This is a genomic window from Shewanella sp. SNU WT4 (assembly GCF_006494715.1).
Classification (GTDB): domain Bacteria; phylum Pseudomonadota; class Gammaproteobacteria; order Enterobacterales; family Shewanellaceae; genus Shewanella.
On the sequence record NZ_CP041151.1, the window covers coordinates 928,687 to 950,199 of the forward strand.

The 21,513-nt window shown below is 44.3% G+C and carries 18 protein-coding genes and 1 pseudogene; 10 read left to right on the top strand and 9 right to left on the bottom strand.

The features are described 5' to 3' along the window. Positions 1–9: 9 nt before the first annotated feature. On the top strand, positions 10–3,276 hold the full coding sequence (locus FJQ87_RS04165; protein WP_140933986.1) for a DEAD/DEAH box helicase family protein: 3,267 nt from the start codon (positions 10–12) through the stop codon (positions 3,274–3,276). 464 nt (positions 3,277–3,740) lie between these two features. Here FJQ87_RS04165 and FJQ87_RS19015 read toward each other — a convergent pair. Then, positions 3,741–3,872 (bottom strand): annotated as a pseudogene (locus FJQ87_RS19015) (recombinase XerD); the annotation flags it as partial. 136 nt (positions 3,873–4,008) lie between these two features. Between FJQ87_RS19015 and FJQ87_RS04175 the strand changes: the two are divergent. From FJQ87_RS04175 to FJQ87_RS18920, 4 genes are all read left to right on the top strand, one after another. After that, on the top strand, positions 4,009–4,296 hold the full coding sequence (locus tag FJQ87_RS04175) for a hypothetical protein (RefSeq protein WP_140930811.1): 288 nt from the start codon (positions 4,009–4,011) through the stop codon (positions 4,294–4,296). 101 nt (positions 4,297–4,397) lie between these two features. After that, complete coding sequence (locus tag FJQ87_RS04180) at positions 4,398–4,838, top strand: SRPBCC domain-containing protein (protein ID WP_140930813.1); 441 nt, start codon at positions 4,398–4,400, stop codon at positions 4,836–4,838. An 828-nt stretch (positions 4,839–5,666) separates the two neighbouring features. Beyond that, positions 5,667–7,718, top strand: coding sequence for a methyl-accepting chemotaxis protein (locus tag FJQ87_RS04185; protein ID WP_168195136.1), 2,052 nt, complete (start codon positions 5,667–5,669; stop codon positions 7,716–7,718). Continuing rightward, positions 7,718–7,852 carry a hypothetical protein gene (locus FJQ87_RS18920; protein WP_276613156.1) on the top strand — a complete coding sequence of 45 codons (135 nt, stop codon included), beginning with the start codon at positions 7,718–7,720 and terminating at the stop codon, positions 7,850–7,852. The genes FJQ87_RS04185 and FJQ87_RS18920 overlap by 1 nt, the downstream gene beginning before the upstream one ends. A 112-nt stretch (positions 7,853–7,964) precedes the next feature. On the opposite strand, the gene FJQ87_RS04190 is transcribed toward FJQ87_RS18920, so the two are convergent. Beyond that, complete coding sequence (locus FJQ87_RS04190; protein WP_140930817.1) at positions 7,965–8,396, bottom strand: HNH endonuclease signature motif containing protein; 432 nt, start codon at positions 8,394–8,396, stop codon at positions 7,965–7,967. 360 nt (positions 8,397–8,756) lie between these two features. On the opposite strand from FJQ87_RS04190, the gene FJQ87_RS04195 reads away from it, so the two are divergent. The 3 genes from FJQ87_RS04195 to FJQ87_RS04205 are packed head-to-tail and all read left to right on the top strand — an operon-like array spanning position 8,757 to position 11,213. Beyond that, entirely contained in the window at positions 8,757–9,575 is an 819-nt protein-coding gene (locus tag FJQ87_RS04195) for a DUF3100 domain-containing protein (RefSeq protein ID WP_140930819.1), read from the top strand. Position 9,576: 1 nt separating this feature from the next. Further along, positions 9,577–10,026, top strand: coding sequence for a hypothetical protein (locus FJQ87_RS04200; RefSeq protein ID WP_140930821.1), 450 nt, complete (start codon positions 9,577–9,579; stop codon positions 10,024–10,026). After that, a complete protein-coding gene (locus FJQ87_RS04205) occupies positions 10,026–11,213 on the top strand; it encodes an amidohydrolase (protein WP_140930823.1) in 1,188 nt (395 codons plus the stop codon). The genes FJQ87_RS04200 and FJQ87_RS04205 overlap by 1 nt, the downstream gene beginning before the upstream one ends. A 137-nt stretch (positions 11,214–11,350) precedes the next feature. Here the strand turns inward: FJQ87_RS04205 and FJQ87_RS04210 are convergent, their stop codons facing one another. Further along, on the bottom strand, positions 11,351–12,325 hold the full coding sequence (locus FJQ87_RS04210) for a LysR substrate-binding domain-containing protein (RefSeq protein ID WP_140930825.1): 975 nt from the start codon (positions 12,323–12,325) through the stop codon (positions 11,351–11,353). Positions 12,326–12,689: 364 nt separating this feature from the next. On the opposite strand from FJQ87_RS04210, the gene FJQ87_RS04215 reads away from it, so the two are divergent. Continuing rightward, positions 12,690–13,412: a YebC/PmpR family DNA-binding transcriptional regulator gene (locus FJQ87_RS04215; protein WP_140933987.1), complete on the top strand. Its 723-nt coding sequence runs from the start codon at positions 12,690–12,692 to the stop codon at positions 13,410–13,412. Between the two features lie 66 nt (positions 13,413–13,478). Here FJQ87_RS04215 and FJQ87_RS04220 read toward each other — a convergent pair whose 3' ends face one another. From FJQ87_RS04220 to FJQ87_RS04240, 5 genes are all read right to left on the bottom strand, one after another. Then, positions 13,479–13,799 carry a hypothetical protein gene (locus FJQ87_RS04220; protein ID WP_140930827.1) on the bottom strand — a complete coding sequence of 107 codons (321 nt, stop codon included), beginning with the start codon at positions 13,797–13,799 and terminating at the stop codon, positions 13,479–13,481. Between the two features lie 154 nt (positions 13,800–13,953). After that, a complete protein-coding gene (locus FJQ87_RS04225) occupies positions 13,954–14,940 on the bottom strand; it encodes a LacI family DNA-binding transcriptional regulator (RefSeq protein ID WP_240778827.1) in 987 nt (328 codons plus the stop codon). Between the two features lie 193 nt (positions 14,941–15,133). Beyond that, positions 15,134–16,204 (bottom strand): porin, encoded by a 1,071-nt coding sequence (locus tag FJQ87_RS04230; protein ID WP_140930831.1) that lies wholly within the window; start codon positions 16,202–16,204, stop codon positions 15,134–15,136. A gap of 91 nt (positions 16,205–16,295) precedes the next feature. Further along, positions 16,296–17,309, bottom strand: a complete 1,014-nt coding sequence (locus FJQ87_RS04235; RefSeq protein ID WP_140930833.1) for an ester cyclase — start codon at positions 17,307–17,309, stop codon at positions 16,296–16,298. Positions 17,310–17,377: 68 nt separating this feature from the next. Further along, entirely contained in the window at positions 17,378–18,667 is a 1,290-nt protein-coding gene (locus FJQ87_RS04240) for an MFS transporter (RefSeq protein ID WP_140930835.1), read from the bottom strand. 382 nt (positions 18,668–19,049) lie between these two features. Between FJQ87_RS04240 and FJQ87_RS04245 the strand changes: the two genes are divergently transcribed. Further along, positions 19,050–20,573, top strand: coding sequence for a sodium/solute symporter (locus FJQ87_RS04245; RefSeq protein ID WP_240778829.1), 1,524 nt, complete (start codon positions 19,050–19,052; stop codon positions 20,571–20,573). 17 nt (positions 20,574–20,590) lie between these two features. Here FJQ87_RS04245 and rarD read toward each other — a convergent pair whose 3' ends face one another. Further along, the gene (rarD, locus tag FJQ87_RS04250) at positions 20,591–21,481 is read right to left on the bottom strand and encodes an EamA family transporter RarD (RefSeq protein ID WP_140930839.1); all 891 of its coding nucleotides are present in this window, start codon (positions 21,479–21,481) and stop codon (positions 20,591–20,593) included. Between the last annotated feature and the right edge of the window lie 32 nt (positions 21,482–21,513).

Consider the following 21,513-nt stretch of genomic DNA (forward strand, 5'->3'; position numbering starts at 1 on the left):
GGATTTATGATGTCTGATCAGTCAACTGAACGCGTGTTTCAAAACGACATTATCCGGCAAATGCTGGCCAGTGGCTGGCAGCTGGGGCAGCCGGAAAAATACAATCGTGAACTGGCGTTATACCCTGAAGACCTGTTGGGTTTTGTACAAGACACTCAAGATGTGCAGTGGCAAAAGTTTAAAACGCTGTATCCGCATAACGCCGAGCAAAAGCTGCTGGAACTAGTTGCAGCGCAGCTGAATAAAGCCGACCCAAATGCCACACACAAGGACTCTCGCACCTTCGGCACGCTCGGTGTGCTGCGCCATGAGCTGCGCGACCGTAATGTGCGTTTAACGCTGTGCCAATTTAAACCCGAGCATGATTTAAACCCTGATACGCTGGCGCGCTATCAGCAAAACCGCCTGCGGCTAGTGCCGGAATTGGTTTACAGCCCTTGGGCCACTGACGCTGAGCTATTAGAAACTGGCAGCAAAGCTAAAGCGTGGCGTATTGATTTGGTGTTGTTTGTGAACGGCATCCCGATTGCCACCTTGGAGTTAAAATCAGAATTTAAACAAGCGGTTGATAATGCAGTTAAGCAATACAAAACTACGCGCTTGCCGATTTGCCCAACCACCAAAAAGCCAGAACCTTTATTGACCTTTAAACGCGGCGCTATTGTTCATTTTGCCGTCAGCCAATATCAGGTGTATATGGCCACGCAACTAGCTGGTGGTAACACGTACTTTTTGCCTTTTAACAAAGGCACCAGTGAAGGCGCTGCCGGTAACGATATTCCGCAAGATATTTCGCGCTATGCCACCGATTACCTCTGGAATGAAGTACTGCTGCCGGACAATATTTTAAATATTCTGGCCAGATTTGTGCATTTGCACATTGAAGAAAAAGAAGACTGGGAAGGCCGTAAGTACAAAAAAGAGAGCATGATTTTCCCGCGTTATCACCAATGGGATGTGGTGAAAAAACTGTTACATGCCGCAAAAACTGAGGGTGCTGGCCAAAAATATCTGATCCAGCACAGTGCCGGTTCTGGTAAATCCAATTCGATTGCCTGGGCTGCTCATCAGCTTTCATCGCTGTACGACCAAAAGGGCAATAAGCAGTTTCATTCGGTGATAGTCGTCACCGATAGAACTGTGCTGGATGCGCAGTTACAAGACACCATCTATCAGTTTGAACATACCGATGGTGTGGTCGGGCGCATCAACCGCGAAGAAGGCGACGGCTCAAAATCGGAGAAGTTGGCCAGCGCACTGCAAAGCTCACAGCCGATTATTATCGTCACCATTCAGACTTTTCCGTTTGTGCTGCAAGCCATCGAAAAGAGCGCATCGCTGAAAGAGCGTTGCTACGCCATTATTGCCGATGAAGCGCACTCATCCCAAACCGGCTCTACCGCACGCAAGTTAAAAGAAGTGCTGATGGTGGAAACCAAAGACGAGGATGAAGACTTAAGTGCCGATGACATTATCGCTGCCGCTGTTGCCTCGCGCCGTGTATCGACCAATTTAAGTTACTTCGCGTTTACCGCCACGCCCAAAGCCAAAACGCTAGAGCTATTTGGCCGCTTACCCAAGCCCGATGAAGCGGCGTCGAAAACCAATAAGCCTGCGGCATTTCATGTGTACAGCATGCGCCAGGCCATTGAAGAAGGCTTTATTCTGGATGTGCTGAAAAACTACACCAACTACAAAGTGGCTTATAACCTTGCGCAAAAAATTAACGGTACTGACCAAGAAGTCGATAGCAAAAAAGCCAAAGTAAAATTAAACCAATGGGTTCGCCTGCATGACCATAACATCGCCCAAAAGGTGATGGTGATTGTTGAACACTTTAAAGACAACGTGATGGGATTATTAGGCGGCCAGGCCAAAGCTATGGTGGTGACCAGCTCGCGTAAAGAGGCCGTGCGCTACAAACTGGGCTTTGATAAATACATCACGGAAAAAGGGTATCAAAGTATTCGAGCCATGGTGGCGTTCTCGGGGGAGGTGGAATTTAGCGAAAAAGATCCAAATTCTGCCGCGCTGATTGGTGAGAAATTCACTGAAACCAATATGAACACACATCTCAAAGGCCGCGATATGCGCAAAGCCTTTGATAGCGATGACTACCAAGTGATGATCGTTGCCAACAAGTTTCAAACCGGTTTTGACCAGCCCAAACTGTGTGCGATGTATGTTGATAAGAAACTCGGCGGCGTGGAATGCGTGCAAACATTGTCGCGTTTAAACCGCACCTATCCGAGCAAAGAAGTGACAGGCACTTATGTGCTGGATTTCTTTAATGAACCGGAAGAAATTCTTGCAGCGTTTCAGCCTTATTATCAAACCGCAGAATTGGCGGATGTGTCTGATCCAAATCTCATCTTCCAGCTATACGACAAATTGCGCGCCGAAAGCATTTTCACTTGGCATGAAGTAGAGCAGTTCTGCACCTACTTCTACGAAAGCAATAAATCTAACGCAGCAATCGCCAACATCTGCAAACCGGCGGTAGAACGCTGGCAAAAGCGTTACAAATCGGCTGTGGATGCATTCAAGCAAGCCAAAGAGATGTTTGAACGCACCAAAAAGACTGGCGATGCGGTGTTAATTGCCAATGCAGAAAACAGCTTAAAAGACTGCCAAAAAGAAAAAGATGCGCTGGAGATCTTCAAAAAAGACTTAGGCACCTTTGTGCGTTTTTACGAGTTTATGTCGCAAATTGTCGACTACGACGATACCAATTTAGAAAAGCTCTGCCTCTACGCCCGTAACCTGCGCCCGATGCTGCGCGAGACCATTGTTGATGAAGATGATATCGACCTGAACAACGTGATGCTAAGCCATTACCGCGTATCGAAAATTCGCCAACAGAATTTGCAGCTAAAAGAAAACAACGGCGATAACAACCTTGAGCCAAACGAAGCCTTAGGGACTGCACGGCCAAAAGATAAAAAAGAAGAATTCCTGTCGCAAATTATCAGCCGCCTCAATGAGCTGTTTATTACCGATCAGCTCACCGATGCCGACATGGTCAACTACGCCTACACCATCCGCGACAAAGTCGGCGAGAATGCCTTAGTTATGACTCAAATCGCCAATAACTCACCCGATCAAGCCATGCTGGGGGATTTTTCAAAAGCGATTGATGATGCCATCCTTGATAGCAATGAGGCACAACAAAACCAAATGATGCAGCTGTTGAGCGACCCTAACAAGTCGGCATTGTTTGCGAAGGTGGTGTTTGATTTGTTGGTGATGGGAAAAGGGCTTGGATCTGCGATTTAGCTGCAATACGCCGGAAAATGATATTGTGGTTGGACAGGTTGAAATAATGATAAGTCGGTCGTGCTCAAAGGTTATTTACCTCAAGCCGAAAAGCCGCCCGAGCTGAAAAACGACTATATTGCCAGTATGCATCTTCACGTTCTGGTGCATACCGAGCCATATCGTTACGCTAACTTCGAAACTATTATATGTTTATAGATGGCGGGTATAATCAGGGGTATTTTTTGTTGGCTGCAGTTTTAAGTTCTATAAAATCAGTGATTTATGCATCACTGTGCAGCATGATGTAAACGTATTGCCCAAGTACTAGTACTTCTAAAAAGCCCGCAACCCTAGTGTTTGCGGGCTTTTTTGTTAGTACCCCTCCAGTTAAATTCAATACTATTGGGCGACCTCCCAGAATGATTAGGGGTCAATGTGGGGGGGCTTTAGTGTTCTCTTTCTTAAATCTAAGTGCATTTGAATTGTGATGGGGATAACGTAGTAGGCAGATAGCGCTGTTTTGTGGCATAGCAAAATCCTAAATCCCCATGCTCATAATGCCGATGCTTCTGATGCAAATAGGCTTAGGCGTTTAGCGCGACTGTTTGCGCATTTTTCCGCATACTGTATTTGACGGAATTATGATAAGTTCCTTTAAATACAGATGGTTGGCTGTGCGCGTTTTAACTGGTCTAATGAGGTAGACGCGCATAAATACTAAGAAGTTAAATGCCATAAGGAGAACAAAGTATGGATTGGTTAATATGGGTATCTTTAGGCGCTTTGTTTATTGGTGTTTGGCACGAAATGAATAGGTTTCCTGCTACAAACGATTCAATTTTAAGGCTACAAGAAAGATTTGATGAACTGGAGTCAGAGAATCGAGACTTACGGGAAAAAGTCGAAAGCCTTGATGATGAGGTTTTGTCACTTTCAAATGAAATAGACAAATTAAAAGATCCAATTTATTACCAAGCAATAGAGGATGGAGATGGTCATGCGCTTTATGAAATGGATAAAGCTCGTGGCAATATTTGAACTCTAGCATTTAACAAGCAAAGGCAGCATCGCCCCTGCGGGGGGGCTAGACCTCGCTACGCTTTGAACGTTATGTGTCTATTACATTTACGGAGGATGTCATGGTAGATATAACTCATCGAGTTGGTATCAAAACTTCACCTGAAAAAGTTTATCAAGCATTGACCACAAATGAGGGGCTAGCCAAATGGTGGACTCATGACACCACTGGGGCTGGCGGTGTAGGCTCAATAATCAATTTTCGTTTTAACGGTGGTGGCCCAGACTTTACCGTTATCAAACTAGTCCCAAACAAAACAGTCTGCTGGCAACATTTAGGAAATGTCCCAGAGTCATGGGTGGGTACGGAAATTTCATTTCATTTGGAAGCCAAAGGTGAGCAAACTTTTGTAAGGTTTATCCATTCAAACTGGGAAGAGGCAACCGAGTTTATGGCTCATTGCAATACGAAGTGGGCTGTATTTTTACTCAGTCTTAAAGATATGCTTGAAACAGGTCAAGGGAAGCCGTTTCCAAATGATATTCAAATAGATCATTCATAATTTGTGCGCCACATGACCCTTAGTTGCAGCAGACTGCCTTCGGCAGCCGCTGAGTTCAAACGTTAACCCATAGACATTTCAACCCGACACTGATGAGTTAGGGCTAAGAATCAAGCTCATTTATGCCCAAAGGCGAGTTAATGCTAGCAACGACAGGTTCCAAATTTAACCAGCATAAACTTGCTTGGTCTCATCAATTTGGTAGCGCAATGGTACGGTAATAGTGGTCAGCAATTTTGGTGAATGACCCAATCAACTATGCTGAGGGTATCATCAGGGGATGTTAAGCGCGGCCTTTTACAATGCATTTAAATCAGTGCCTTAGCTTTAACTGTGCTGCATGATGCAATTTGTACCGCTTTGCGCTGTGATAGCGGTCTTGCTTCATTTGATTTATCCAACGCACACCTCTGCTGCACTTAAGCCAAAAGCCAAAAGCTAAACGAATAAGCCTCGATACTTAACGGTTTCGGGGCTTTTTAATGGCAACTATTAGCTTGCCGCAGTTGGCTTTATCACGGTAATCCTATAGCGCCGACACTTGGTGGTGTTTTAGCGAGAGTAATTGCTGCACATTCATACAATTTTTAGAGGGTAAATAAAGCTTGGTCTATACTCTGAAATACTAAGGATTTTAACGACAATGGAATGGATTCTAATGTTATGTATCTCAGCGTCTAGATTGTCATCCTCATTGTTTATTCCATGTAGCACCACATCCAAGCCAGCCGAATGCTCTAGGGTATTGGCGTGGCATTTTTATTTGATTAGTGCATCCCTCTTATGATGTTAAAACAACTCTGGTATGGCTTAAAAAAGGGCTTGAATATGAATGGCGCAATGCAGTCTGGCAGTGAAGCAAGTGTTGAGTTATTAGAATTAACCGCAAAATTGGTTGCTATGAATAAGGTGCAAGCCATTGTTGAGCTTAACCTTGATGGCACTATCATTACCGCTAATTCGCTGTTCTTGGACATGATGGGCTACCGTCTCGAAGAAGTTAAAGGGCAGCATCATAGTTTTTTTGTCACACCAGCGCATAAGGCTAGCTTTGAGTATCAAGAGTTTTGGAAAAAACTCAATCGGGGCGAGCATGAGTCTAATGAATATAAGCGTGTTGGGCGCGGCGGCAAAGATGTGTGGATCCAAGCCTCTTATAACCCGGTTTTAGATGCTAACGGCAAGCCGTATAAGGTGCTTGAGTTAGCCACAGATATCACAGCGCAAAAATTTCATAATGTGAATAGCAGTGGCCAATTGATTGCCATTAATAAAGCCTTGGCCGTGATTGAATTTAATCTAGATGGCACCATCATCAATGCGAACAATAATTTTTTAAGCGTGATGGGCTACGAGCTTACTGAAATTCAAGGTAAACATCACAGTATGTTTGTTGAGCCAAGCCTGCGTGATAGCCATGAATACCGCGAGTTTTGGCAAAAGCTTAATCGCGGTGAATATGAGAATAAAGAATATAAGCGTATCGCTAAAGGCGGCAAAGAGGTGTGGATCCAAGCCTCGTATAACCCTATTTTTGACTTAAATGGTAAGCCATTTAAGGTGGTTAAGTTTGCCACCGACATTACCGCCGAAAAATTTAAAAGTGCTGATACCAGTGGCCAGTTAGACGCTCTTAGTAAGGCGCAAGCTGTGATTGAATTTAATATGGATGGCACCATCATTAATGCTAATCCTAATTTTCTGCAGGTTATGGGTTATAGCCTTGATGACATTAGGGGCAAGCATCACAGCATGTTTGTTGATCCCCAATATAAAACCAGTCACGAATATCAAGAGTTCTGGCAACGCCTCAATCGCGGTGAATATGAAGTCAGCGAATATTTACGCTTAGGCAAAGCGGGTAAAAAGGTGTGGATCCAAGCATCTTACAATCCGATTTTTGATCTCAATGGCAAGCCGTTTAAGGTGGTCAAATATGCCAGTGATATTACCGAGCGCAAGCGCACTATCGCTAAAATCCGTAATGTTTTAATGGCGATGTCGCGCGGGGATTTAAGTCGCAATATAGATCAAGAATTATTCGGCGAATTTAAAGTCATAGGTAATTCATTGAATGACTTTATCGAGACATTAAAAGACATGGTCGCCAATATTCGTAGCGCATCAAATACCGTCTTTGATTCTGCTAAGGAAATCGCCTCAGGCAATGATGAGTTGAGTCATCGCACCGAAGGTCAAGCCTCTAGGCTTGAGCAAACGTCAGCCGCCATGGAGCAACTTAATAGCACAGTGCAGCAAAACGCCGAAAATGCCAGCCGCGCGGCGGTGTTATCTACCTCTATGATGAGTAAAGCTAACGATGGCGGTAATGTGGTGGCGAGCACCATTTTGGCGATGGAAGACATTAATGCCTCCAGTAATAAGATTGCCGATATTATTAGTGTGATTAACGAAATTGCCTTTCAAACTAACTTGTTGGCACTTAATGCGGCGGTTGAAGCGGCAAGAGCCGGTGAGCAAGGACGCGGTTTTGCCGTGGTGGCAGCAGAAGTGCGCAACTTGGCGCAGCGATCTGGCAGCGCAGCGAAAGAAATCAAAGGGCTGATTAATGACAGCGTTGATGCGGTCGAGAAGGGTACTAAGCTCGTTGACCAAACCCGCACCACCTTTAAAGAGTTATTTAGCGCCATTGAAGAAGTGAGTCACATGATTGGTGATATCGACAATGCCGGTAAAGAGCAATCAAGTGGTATTCGCGAGGTAACACTATCTGTGAGCCAAATGGATGATATGACCCAAAAGAATGCGGTATTAGTGGAAGAAGCGTCAGCCGCCAGTAAATCTATGGCTGACCAAGCGCAAAGTTTATTAAATCAAATTGAATTCTTTAATGATGGCACTGTTCAGCGCCAGTATTAATGGCTGCATTAGCGTTAACCCATGTAATTGCCATAGCCGCCGTTGTGAATCTTGGGTTATGGCGATTACGTGGCCAAGCGGCCGCTGCTGCCTTAGCGCTGCTCACGCTAACACCTGCCTGCACTAAGTCTTAGCCCTAACACCTGTTAGCGCTAAGACATAACCGCTAACCTGGGTATGGCCTTCAGTACTCTTGCTTGAGGCATTAACCACGTTAGCTAGGTGCATTCACTGGCAAACCATAAGTTAACTATCGCTTTTACCTAAATTACAGTCTTGGCAAAGAAGTTGTAAATTATTGATATCAAGTGCGAGCTGCGGATGTTTTGACCTCGGCAAAATATGATCAACATGCAAACTTATCCCATGCTCAGTGGGTGTGCGATGGCACACTACGCAAATCGCTGGCCGCTGACTCAGCACTTCAAATCTAAGCTTTCTCCAAGCCTCAGACGCGTAGAAATTAGCGGCTGGCTTGGCAGCAAATTCCTGTAATTGTTCTGCGTCAGTAAATTGCAGGTGCCCAAACTCTGGCGAAAAGTAGCTAGCTTTAACATAGTTACTCGTTTGCTGGCTGAGCCATGTGTAAATATTGCGCTTGGCCGAGAGTTCGGTTTTATAGCTACGGGTGCGCCTGTTATTACCTTGGCGAAAGGTGACTTCAATTTTAAACGTCATTGTTTGCCCTGTCTTTGTGTCCCTACCTAAGTGTCAGCCTATCACTAACCGTGAGTGCGCATAGCTATGATTGCGTGCTTTGTGTCACGCTTTGCTTTTTAGGGGGTATTAGTTCACGCCTTAGTGAAAACTTTGATCGCGGTGCGCTTATTGCTGGGGTGGTAATCAGTGTTAAAACGACTTAGATATTAGCTTGTTACACTCATTGCGACTCTTGGTAACGAGTCTGCGATTTTTGGAATATGGTATGCCGTTTTCATCTATCTATCGAGCCTTGGGAGTGAGAGCTATCACAGTTACTAATTAACTTCTCGTGAATACTTGTTGAGGTAACCACCCATAATTATAGAAGTACGACTTATGCAAGAAGTTAAATCGAGTCAGGCACGTGTGGTGCTGATCAGTGTCGCGGTAGCCGCCGTCGTCATTTTTATCTCGCAAGCCATCATTGGTCTGCAAAAAATTGAATTAGGCTTTGCCACCTTATCCATCTTACCTATGTTGTTTGCGGTAATGATAGGTATGTTGCTGTCGGTCAACTGGACCAAGCAAAAAATCAAAGTGTGGGGCAAGGTCTTTACTGAAAAAGAAGAAAGCTTTTGTAGCAAGATGGTGGGCTTTTGCTTACTTATCTTAGGCACTCAGTATGCTGGCATGATCATTCCTAACTTGGACATCATCATCCAAGCGGGCGTGCCGTTATTATTCCAAGAGTTAGGCAACCTGTTACCTATCTTCATTGCTGTGCCGCTGGCAGTCAAATTTGGTTTTGGTCGTAAAGCCATTGGCGCTTGTTCATCCATCAGCCGCGAGCCATCGATTGCCGTTATCCAAGGCCGTTTTGGTACTGGTAGCCCTGAATATGTGGGCGTACTGGCCATTTACTTATGTGGCTCTGTGGTTGGCACCTTATGGTTCAGCATCTTAGGCAGCTTAGCGCCATTAACTGGCTTGAGCCCATTAGCATTAGGCGCAGGCGCTGGTGTGGGTAGTGGCTCTATGTTAAGTGCCGCATCTGGCGCATTGATCTCAGGATTAGATCCTGAAATGGCTCAGCAGGTATTAAGTATTGCTGCGGCTTCAAACTTGCTGTCTTCAGTATTGGGCGCCTTGTCGCTGACCTTCTTAGGGGTCCCATTAGCTGAAATGATGTACAAAATTTGTAACAAGGATAAATAACATGAAACTGATCCTCGACGATATGAAGCTGGTCTCTCTGGCCATTCTGTTAGCTGCTTTTACTCAGTTTCTGACCAACGCTACGCCGCCGTTAGAGATGGTTCATAGCTTTATCGCTATGTCGCTGATTGTGTTTATGTCTTTGGTAGCTAAGAAGTTTTTACCATCTTCACTACCAACATTTGCGTATGCCACCATTATTGGCATCTTGATTTGTTTACCAGAAACCCCAGTGCGCACTTACTTTTTAGAGTCAGTGGGTAAAATTCAATTTTTATCTGTGTGTGTTCCTTTATTGACCTTTGCTGGTTTATCAGTGGGCGGGCAGATGGAAGAATTGAAGAAGATGTCTTGGAAAGTCATCGTTATCTTCTTACTGGTATCGACTTGTTGTTTCTTCGGCGCATCGATCATCGCCCAGATTGGTTTCCAAATGAAAGGAATTATCTAATGAGTAATCCATATCAAGCGTTTAACTTAGACTCTAAGTTGTTGGCATTGGCTGAGTTCAGTAAAGAAACTCGTCGTCATTTACACCAAATTCCTGAGTTATCTGGCGCAGAAACCAAAACTTCGGCTTATTGCAGCGAGTTGATGGAGCAAGCGGGTTACCAGTTGACGCGTTATGATGATTGCACTGGCTTTGTGGCTAGTTTAGAGATTAACCCACAGTGGGATTGGATTGCATTTCGCGCCGATATGGATGCGCTGGAAATGGATGACCTGACCAACAATGAGTTCAGCTCTAAGCACCCAGGCTGCGCCCATAACTGTGGTCACGATACTCACATGAGCATTGCCTTGACTGCAGCTAAGTATATGGCGGCGAATACCGCTGAGCTTAAGCACAACGTGCGTTTTGTGTTCCAAATGGCTGAAGAAGATATGCGAGTACCAGGCGCCAATAAAATGGTGGAATTGGGCTGCATGGATAACATCAGTGAAGTGTATGCACTGCACAATGATGCGGCGCTAGAATACGGCACAGTGAAGTTTAACAATGGCATTATGTCATCGTATGGCTCAGCGTGGACCTTGAATGTTCACGGTGTATCGGCTCACGGTTCTACCCCGCAAAAAGGCTTAGATGCCATTCGCGAAGCGAGCCGCATCATCATGGATATGGATTACGTGGTGGCTAAGCGCACCAATCCATTTAGCCCTGCGGTATTTGGTTGCGGCATGTTTAATGGCGGTAGCATTCCGAATGCTATTCCTGATCATGCTTCTGCCCGCGGCACCATTCGCGCCATGGACTCTGAAACCGATGCCATCTTAAAAGACAGCTTTAACATGTTTGTTAAAGAGAGTGAAATTCGCGGCTTTAATACCACTATGGATTGCGTAGGTTACCCTGCGGTTATCAACCATCCTGAAGCTTATCAGCGCTTGCTGACAGTAGCTGAAGGCATAGTGCCAAGCGATCGCTTACAAGCCAATGGCTTACCTATGTCTGGTAGCGAAGATTTCAGCTTAATGGTTAATGCTGCTAAAGATGCTAAGGGCGCTATGTTCTTCTTAGGTAGCGGTAATTCAGCTAAGGGTATTAGCAACTACCTGCATGCTAACCCTTACTTTATTGATGATGATTTCATGCTGATTGGCGCGCAAATCTTTATCAAGTTAGCTTCTAGCTAAGCTCAAATTAAGGCTAAGCGTCAGTCAACGTTCAGCTTGCTAAGTTAATGGCAAGTGAGTGTTTGGTGGGCTTAAGGTGTCAGTGTCAATACACGCATGTGTACATGACCTGACACCTTTTTTATTGGCTTAAGCTTTTAATAAACGGGCAGTTTAAGGCTGGCGAGCAGTTGCTGGCTTTGCTCTTCGTTATGTTGATGCATCACGCTTTCTACGACATTTTTAGATAAATGGGGCGAGAACGACGAGATAAAGTCATACATATAATTTTGCAGCAAAATATCTTTGCTAAAGCAAATCCACGCCTTACTCGGCGGGAATAAGTGGTTCAAGTTAATGTAAGTCAATTCACTATTGTGAATATCTCGCGCCGCCAGCGATGAGATAATGCCTATGCCATAACCTAGCTCTACGTAGCGCTTAATCACATCGGCATCCATTACCGTCATAAAGTAATGGGGCGATAACCCCGCGCGCTCAAACATAATGTCTTGGGTGCGCCGCCCAGTTGAACCTTGCTCATAACTCAGTAATGGGTATTGGCTTAATTGCGCTAACGTCGGCGCTTGCTCTTTGGCTAACGGGTGATTTTTAGGTACCACTAAGCCTAAGGTCCACAGATACGCTGGCAGTACGATTAAGTCCTGATCTGAGCCTATGTCATGGGCGACAATGGAAAAGTCAGCATAGCCTTTACTTATCACGGCATTGCTTTGCAGCGGCAAGGTAGGGTGCAGATGGAAGTTAATTTTCGGGTACTTCTTAGTGAAGTACGACACACTGTTGGGCAGTAAATAGCGCGCTATGGTGTGTGTGGTATAGATGTTGAGCGCGCCGGTTTCTGGGTCAAGATACTCTTTAGTGAGCACTTTAATTTTTTGCTCAATAGCTATCATGCGCTCGGCTTGAACGATAATCTTCTCGCCAATCTCAGTGATGCCGCTTAAGTTTTTGCCGCGCCGCTCAAAAATTCTGACCCCTAATTCTTTTTCGAGTAAGCCCACTTGCTTACTGACCCCAGGCTGCGATGTATACAGGGCCAATGATGCGTTAGAGACGTTGAGGTTATTATCCTTAATCGCTTTTAAGTATTTTAGTTGTTGTAGTTTCAATCCCTTACCTCATTAATCTCGTCCTCAAGCTAATAACGGATTATATACATTATCGGCTATTAGCACAGTTAGCTTTTCTCATGCGAGCAATACTGCTCACTTAAGCTGCTACTTAGTCTAGAGTTTTCTCGTGTGATGGCGCTTTAGGCCGCCGCAGTCAACATGATGGCAAATTTCACATAATATCCTTAGGTTATTCGCAGCAAACTAGCAAAAGGTTAGCATCATGTAGTGGCTAAAGTTAGAGCAAGCTCGACACTTTTGATTAAGCCTTGTTTTGGATCATGCCCTAGGGTCGTTTTTGGCGGCCAACACTGTTAAAATCAATACTTATCTGAATTATTTTGGTCAAAGAGTCACTAAGATGGGAAGAGCTTATCAAAACCGTAAAGAGTCCATGGCAAAAACTGCGACCCAAAAGACAAGGGTTTACTCTAAATACGGTAAAGAGATCTATGTCTGCGCAAAACAAGGTGGCGTAGAGCCTGATGGTAACTTATCACTGCGCCGTTTAATCGAGCGCGCCAAAAAAGATCAAGTGCCAACACATGTTATTGAGCGCGCTATTGATAAAGCCAAAGGCGCTGGCGGTGAAGATTATGAAGTTGCCCGTTATGAAGGCTTTGGCCCTGGCAACTGTATGGTCATCGTCGATTGCTTAACGGATAACGTTAAGCGCACCTTTACTGACGTTCGCCAAGCATTCGTTAAAAATGACGCCAAATTAGGCGGCCCAGGCACTGTGTCTCATATGTTTGACCATCAAGCTGTGTTTGTATTCCCAGGCGATGATGACGAAAGCATTTTAGAAATGCTGATGATGGCTGATGTCGATGTGACTGACGTTGAAGTTGAAGATGGCATGGTGAGTGTATTTACCCCTGTCACTGAATTCAACCATGCGCGCACTGCCTTGTTAGAAGCTATGCCTGATGTAGTTTTTGCCATGGAAGAGATTTCTTTCGTGCCGCAAACCATGACTGAAATCACTGGTGAAGATGTTGAAACCTTTGATAAGTTCATCAACCAATTAGAAGATTGTGATGACGTGCAAAACGTGTATCACAACGCAGAAATTAAAGATTAATCTTTCATTTCTTTGGATATAAAAAATGGCCACTTTATAGTGGCCATTTTTTTTGAATATTTGCTATCAATTCGACATAGCATGAAATATTTGCGTGCGGCTATGATCGCGATTATCGCTCAACTCTAGTTGCCACTGCGAGTCACTGCTTACGTTTAGCTGTTGTTGATACTGGATTATATTAGTAATGGCGAAAGGGGTGTGCGGCGCCAGTTGTTTGTCTTGCTCTACTGTGTTCAATAATTGCAATTGGATGGCTGTTTCAGGCATTGCCATTAATTCTTGGCAATTTGGTTCTGAAGGATGACATAACTGAGGTAATTCAGCGGCATTGGCATGAATTAACAGTGAACTGGTGATAGCTATGCAGGCTAAAGTAAGTTTCATAATGACTCCGCTATGATTCATATACAGCTGATATTTATTGAATATCTTAAATGAGGGGCGGCGTTACCCCTTGATGCGGATTGTAGACATACTAGGCGCAAAAAAGCCAATCTGCTTATAAGATTGGCTTAAGTTGTTAATTGAATGATGCTATTTAGCGGGTAGTGCTGCGCTCAATCAATTGCACTGGGATCATTAATTGGGTCTGATGAGAAGTTTGCTGACTTAGTTGCGCCAACAGAATATTGATTGATTCTAAGGCGAGTCGTTCAAAATCTTGTTTAAAGGTTGTCAGTTGATAATTTAACCACGCGGCTTGTGGAATATCATCAAAGCCAAGGACTTGTAGATCGTCAGGTATGCGTAACTGGTGTTGATGACGAGCGCTATCAATTAATGCTATGGCTAACAAATCGGTAGAGCAAAATATGCCATCAGGCCTATTCGCTTGGTCTAACATCTGGCTGATTAATGGCAGTGCTTGCTCATAATCATAATTAGTTTCTAGCAAGCCTGCCGCATGACCATAAAGCTGTAACACTGTGTCATTAAAGCCACGCCAACGCTCACTATTGGTTAAGGTTGGAATATTACCTGTTAGGTAAGCTGGGCGCTTAACGCCTGCCGTTTTCAGTTTTTCAGCCGCCATTTTGCCCGCATTATAGTTATCACTGATAGCAAAACTACTATTGCTGTTATGTGCTACTCGCGCAAATTGCACTATGGGAATAGAAAACTGCTGACATTCCTCATAAAGATGGTTGTTAAATTGGGCCGATGCGGCAATAACGCCATCTACTCGATAGTTGAATATATTGGGAATGCTGTGTTGATTGTGATCGTCATACTGCCACGGGATTAACACTGCCGAATAGCCACGAGCTTGCAAGGTACTGCTTAGCAGTTGCAAGGTTTTCATGTGCAATGGGTATTCCGCATCAGGAAAAACTAGGCCTATGAGGCGAGATTCTTGGGTTGTCAGACTACGGGCAAATGAGTTAGGGCGATAATTAAGTGCTTTGGCCGCCTGCATCACTTTTGTCTTGGTTTTTTCAGAGCAAGAACTGCCCTCAACAAATACGCGAGATACTGTTGATTGTGATACCCCCGCCAATTTTGCGACATCTCTTGATGTGACCATTTTTTTGTCATCAGACATAGAATAAATTACCCAAATTCAAAATGTTGCGGCATCAAAATAAATGATTTACGTGAAAACTCACCAATGTGGCCTCAATAGCTAGTGTTATGATAATTAAATGCACTAAGCGTATGTTTTTATTGTCATTACAAAAGAGGCCATCAAAATTGATGGCCTAGTATATTAACACTAATTAGAAGTAGTAACGCATTCCCAATGCAAATTGGTCATCACTATTTTGATATTGGTTGGCGTCCCACTGATCGCTACCTAAATCAAATTGGTATTCAGCCCATGCGACGAGTTTATTTTTATCAAAATGATATTCAAGGCCGGGAATAATGGTTTTACGTTCATAACCTTGGCTTCTATCATCGGTATCAGCTAGGTAGTTTAGGTTTAAAGTTGCTCTGAATCCTGATTCAAAATGATAATAGGTATACAGCTCATAACCTATGGAGTCGTAAAATTGGCCTTGGCTGTTTACTTCCCAATTACTACCTTGGTTAATGCTGGTACCTAAATAGAAACTCTCGCCAGTATAATTGGCAGCCAACATTGCAATGCGGCTGGTTTGATCGCCAGATAAATTGGTACCAACAGAAAAGTTGCTCATATCATTTTGATGATAAGCGAGGCCCAAGGTGTATCCTTCAGCAGGGCTGTATTGTACCGATACTCCTAAGCCGTTATCAAAGTCAGCAGTTTGGTTGTTGCCAAGTTTTACGCCTTCACGAGTGGTTTGATAAGTAAATCCATACTTAATCCCTTGGTAGTTATTGCGATATACCACAGAGTTAGATGCACGGCCTGCGCCACTATCAATGCCCCAATCATTAAGGTTATAAGTACCGAATGCGCGGCTACCGAAGGTGCGTCCTAAGTCAGTAAACCAAGCTACGTCATAAAAAGCACTCCACTGCTTAGTACCGGCAGAAACTTTGCCGTATTTCTCGTGTTGAACTCCTGCGTAAAGAATGCGATCGTAAATGTTGCTGCCATTGGCGCCAGAATTGTAGCCCCATTCAGCATGACCAAAACCGGCCCAGCCATTCTCTAACTGTTTTACACCTTTAAAGCCTAAGCGAGAACTACCGCTGTTCCATTCACCTTGATGATCATTACCCTTGTTTTGATATCTAACTTCAAAACGACCGTCAATGCTTAATGAGTCACCTTGTTTATTGGCGAAAGTGAAATCCGCTAAAGCAGCATTTGAGCATAAGCCTGCTGCAATAAGGATTAATAAAGATTTTAATTTCATTGGGTTACCTTGCTATTAGCTACGACAGGTATACGAGATAGTAAGCTTTAAGAAAGCAAGCAGGGGATGAAGCTGCTTGCTCATTTTGGGATTACAGGCTTGGGTTCAAGATTTGCTGGGTGCGTTCAAAAACGTCTAAACCTTGCTGCTTTAACCAGAATGGAATATCGATTAATACCCAGTTTTCAACTAATTTGTCACCTTCGCGGTAATAAACATCAACCACTTGCATATCTGCACGAATTTCGCCACCAGGCATGCCTAGGAAACCACCCACTGGGGTGTTAGACAGGTTTGGCCAACCGAAGAAACAAGAGAAATTACCTTCAGCAAAACGGCAAACATGGCCATTGAACTTTTTATCTTTTAAGTTGTTACGAAATGGCAGCTGATGCTGCTGCTGGTAACGTGGAATGGTGTAAGAAGCACCAATACCACATGGGCCATACCAAATCATGTCCTTAGACCAGCTCATTTCTAATACTTCTGGCGGGCAACCCATAGCGCCGCTGTCATTGAGCGCACTTAAATCAGCAACCATTTTGTTCACTAAAGCTAAGGTTGCAACGCCTTCTTCTTCTGGAGCATCTTCAAATAACAAGCCATCATGATTGCGTGGACCTGGGTACACAAAATAGTTACCCGTAGAAGGCGGCAGTGGATAAGCTCCGGCCTGTTGCATTAAACCTAACAAATCAACAAATAAGCCGGTCTTAGTGATCTTGCCATTTTCAACACAGTTAAACTCGGCGTAACGCAGGCTGATCATCTTGCCTGTGGCGCGAACACCTAAATAATCTTTATCGAACAAGCCCATAAAATGGCCCATGCTCATAACCCATTGCTCGCCACTAATTTCATTGGTGCCACCAATGAAGACGTCTTGACGACGTTGCATGCGAGTTAGTGAACTCATTAATGGCGCCCAAAAAACCTCGGCGGCAGCGGCAGCACCTTGCTGTTCACGGAATGGATAAACGCCGCGCCACAGGTAATCGTCACTGGTGTGGGCCTTAAGTACATCGGCTACATTGGCCGGAGTTGCTTGTTCAATGGCGGTAAAATATTCGCGAACAATACGTTTGGTTTCTTGATACTTAGTCATCTGATTAACCTTAAATTATTGGTTTACTGGCTGGCGTTATCGCCAGCACTATTGATGGTAAATACAGCTTACTGATGGGCTGCTTTTTCTTTTTTGTACATTACGCCGCCTTTAAGTGTTTCTGGCAGGGTCAGCCATAAGAGGGCTGCAACTATCCACACGATTGGGGCGCCCCACATAGCTGTGGTTAAATCGGTACGTTCGGAGATAAAGATCAACACCATAGGTGCCCACATGCCGAGGATTCGACCACCGTGGAATAGCGCTGCGCCATAACTACGTAAGTGAGCTGGGAATAGTTCTGAGAAGTAGCCACCCCACACAGCACTGGCAGATAAACCGAAGTTATAAATCAAGCCTAATAATGCAAGTAGGTTGAGGCTGCCTATCATGATGTCGCTTGGGGCGATGAAGAATAATGACGCCATCACACCTGCTAATAAGAAGCCAATGGCGTTCACTTTACGGCCAAATTTGTCTGCAATGGCTCCCCATACCCAGGCGCCAAATAAGCTACCAAAGGCTGAAATCGAGAAGATGATGCCTATGGTGGCGCCATCAAACTGACGGATTTCTTTAAGATAAGTAGTCACAAAGCCGCTAAAGAACTGGTATCCGTAGAAGTTAAGGCCAGCTAATAGTAAACAGATGAGAGTGATGCGTAAGTTGCGACCACGCAGCATTTCACCCCAAGAACCCTTAAGTTCAGGTTCGGCATTGCCATTGGCATCCAGTACCGCTTCTTCACCGAAGGCTGCATACTTTTTATCGCTTGGCAGCACAAATATCATTACCAATGCCGCGACTAGTGGTGGTACACCACCCACCCACATCAGACTTTCCCAAGGAGCGTCAATGCTAGAAATAAAGGCGGCATACGCCCCCATAACCATCAGCGCTACTGAAAACATACTGGATGCAAATGCAGTTAACTTGCCGCGAACCGTAGGTTCAAATAAACCTATCATGGTGGAAACTGCTACGGTGAAATAACCACCTAGCGAAATGCCTATGATTAAACGCATGGCGGCCCACGCGGCATAGTCGGTGAACATCATATTAATGATGGTGGCACCACCGTTAAGGGCGGTGATTGCAATCAAGGTGCGTTTTTTGCCGAATTGGCTCGCAACCCAAGCGCAGCTCAGCGCACCTATTAGAGCGCCAATAGATTGCCAGGTATAAAATTGTGCGGTATCGGCGAGAGTGATGCCGTCGTACGCTTCGACGATATATGGGCGAACATAGTCAATAATTACAAAGTTGTAGCAGTAGAAGAAGTAACCGACCAAGATTGCTAGATACGCAGCAATACGTTGGAATAATGGCACATCCTTCATTGGGATTTTAGTTGTCATCGTTTAAATTCCTCTGCCCTTATCGACCTGACTAGCAGGTGTGAGCAGTTAAAATTGCAAAATTCACAAACTTAATTTGCATGCTTTGGTTTTGGCGAGCGCATAGTACACATTTGCTTGAGTGCGTCGCTGTGATTCAAATCACACCAAAATGAATACGTACCCAAAAATGATCGCTGACGTGATTTTGGTTGCAAATATTCGTCTAGTGGGATCTTTATCAATTACTTGGGGTGGGGTTGTGGTGTTGATCACGTTGATGGCGGGTTGTTATCAGTGTTTTTAGATATTGGTGGCACTATGGTGGGATTGATTCCTGTGGGTTTTACGCTCAGTAGAGAGCTTATTGATTAGAATGGTTACGTATTCAAGTGTCTGGGTGATGTTGATGTACTTAGTGCTGACGGTCGCGCTTAGTATATTAGTCAATCATAATCGCGGTAGTAGTGATGATTTTTCGACTGGAGGGCGTCAGTTTGGCGGCGTCACGGCTGGGGTTTCAATTTTAGCGACTTATGTTAGTGCTATGACTTTTATTGGTATGCCTGGGTGGGTATATCAAGCTGGCATGCAGGCCATGGCCGTGCATTTAAATTATCCCTTTGTGATTTTTTGTGCTGTGGTTTTCTTTGTCCCAGTATTTTATCGCTTAAGGCTGACCAGTATCTATGAATATCTAGAATTAAGGTTTGGCGTAATAGCGCGAACCATCAATGCTTTGGTGTTCTTAATTGTTCAATGTATATCGGCAGGTGTGATCCTTTATGCTATTTCCCTGATTTTAGTGAGAGTGTTGCCTATCTCGATTGAGCAAGCCATTATTTATTTAAGCCTCTTTACCGTTGCATATACCTTTTTTGGAGGTATTTCTACCGTCATTTGGACGGATATGCTGCAAAGTGTGGTGCTCTTGATTGGCAGTGCAGCCTTGTTTGGTGTGCTGATATCCGATATGTCTCACATCAGTATAACGCCGCAACTTATTGAAAAATTTCGTGTAATAAATCTTAGTTCTGAGCTTGATAACGATACCAGCTTATTAGCCGGGTTAGTGGCTGTGAGTTTCTTGCATTTAAGTGTGTATGGAACTAATCAGTTAATTATCCAAAGAACGCTGGCAACACGAGATCTTAAGTCGGCACGAACGGCCATGATGGTTTGCGGTTACGGCTCATTTTTTGTGTACTTATTTTTTAGTATTTTAGGGGTGCTACTGTTTGTGTTTTATCAAGGTGAATCCTTTGATAACAGCAATAATGTCATTTTAGATTTTGTCTTTAATCACACCAATCCTATTATTATTGGCTTAATTATTTCTGCCTTAACCGCTGCCGCTATGTCGACTTTAGACTCAACCTTTAATTCGATGGCAACTGTGATGACGTTCGATTTTTATCAGCGTTTTATTAAGCAAGATGCCACTCCTCATCATTATGAAAAAACCGCACGTTGGCTGAGTTTGCTGGCAGCGATCTGTGTGATTATCCCAGCTTTATTATCCATTTCTAATGAATCGGTATTGAAAACGATTGCATCACTCACCTCCTTATTTGTGGGGATTCGTTTAGGCTCGTTCTTACTTGGGCTGTTTTGTCGTTATGCCAATGAACAGGGCGTTATTTGGGCGAGTGTTGTTAGCACAATCGCTATTGTGTTGTGCCGCTTTACAGAAATGGCTTGGCCTTGGTATGCGCCTATAGGTACTTTGGTATTTTTAATGGTGGGGATAATTATCAGTCGTTATCGGGGGCAGTTAACTGCAGAGCAGCAAGCATTTGTAGTGCATCAAGCGACACTTTGGCAGCGCCCGCGTAGCGGTCAGTACGGTTTGATTATCTTTGGGGTATTGACCTTGGCGTTGTGCTCCTACTTGCCTGAGTTAGTCTTGATGATGTGGCAGCATTAAGCTGCCACGACTTAAGTTTACTTGCTGTGCACTCGATATTGCCGCCATGGCAGTGAATCTAAGGTGCATAGCAATAATCCCGCCCAAATCAGGCTGAAACTCACTAGCTTAATTTCATCAAAAGCTTCGGCGAAGATAAATACCGCCAGCAAAAATTGTAAACTTGGTTCTATGTATTGCATCAGGCCAATATTGGTGAGACTAGTGCGGCTTACGGCTAAGGTAAACAAGGCCAATGGCACTAAGGTGACAGGGGCTGAACCTATGTACAGCGCGACTTCAATGGCGCCGCCGGCAAATGCTTGGCTCTGACCGCTCAGCGTTACATAGGTGAGATAAGCTAAGGCAATTGGCGCGAGCCAGATAGCCTCTAACGTCACGCTCGTCATAGAGTCAAACTTAATGTATTTCTTGCACAGGCCATAAAGGGCAAAAAAGCCACTCATCACTAGTGCTATCCAAGGTAATTGACCATAACCCCAGACTTGATAACTAATGCCGGCGATGGCAAGTAATACCGCGACCATCTGCACTTTAGTCAATTTTTCATTCAGAAATATCACCCCAAGGGCAATGGCAAACAAGGGGTTGATAAAGAAGCCCAAACTTGCCGCCAACACTTGGTCATGGGTAATCGCCCAAGTAAAGGCGTACCATGAAAAACACATGATAAGGCTGGCCAGTAAACATAATAAGCTGGAGCGTTTATCTTGCCGTACTTGCGCCCAATCAATGGGCTGTTTTAACAAGGCTAATAAGGCAAGCATTACCGGCACTGAAAACACTAACCGATAGGCTAATAATTCAAGGACATCGGCGCCAGGTAAAAATTGGTAATACAGGGGTAGCAGTCCCCACACCGCAAAGGCTGCGGCTGCAAATAAATTGCCTTGAGTTTGGGTTTTCATGAAAAATTATGTGCGCAAAAATAATGCGTGAT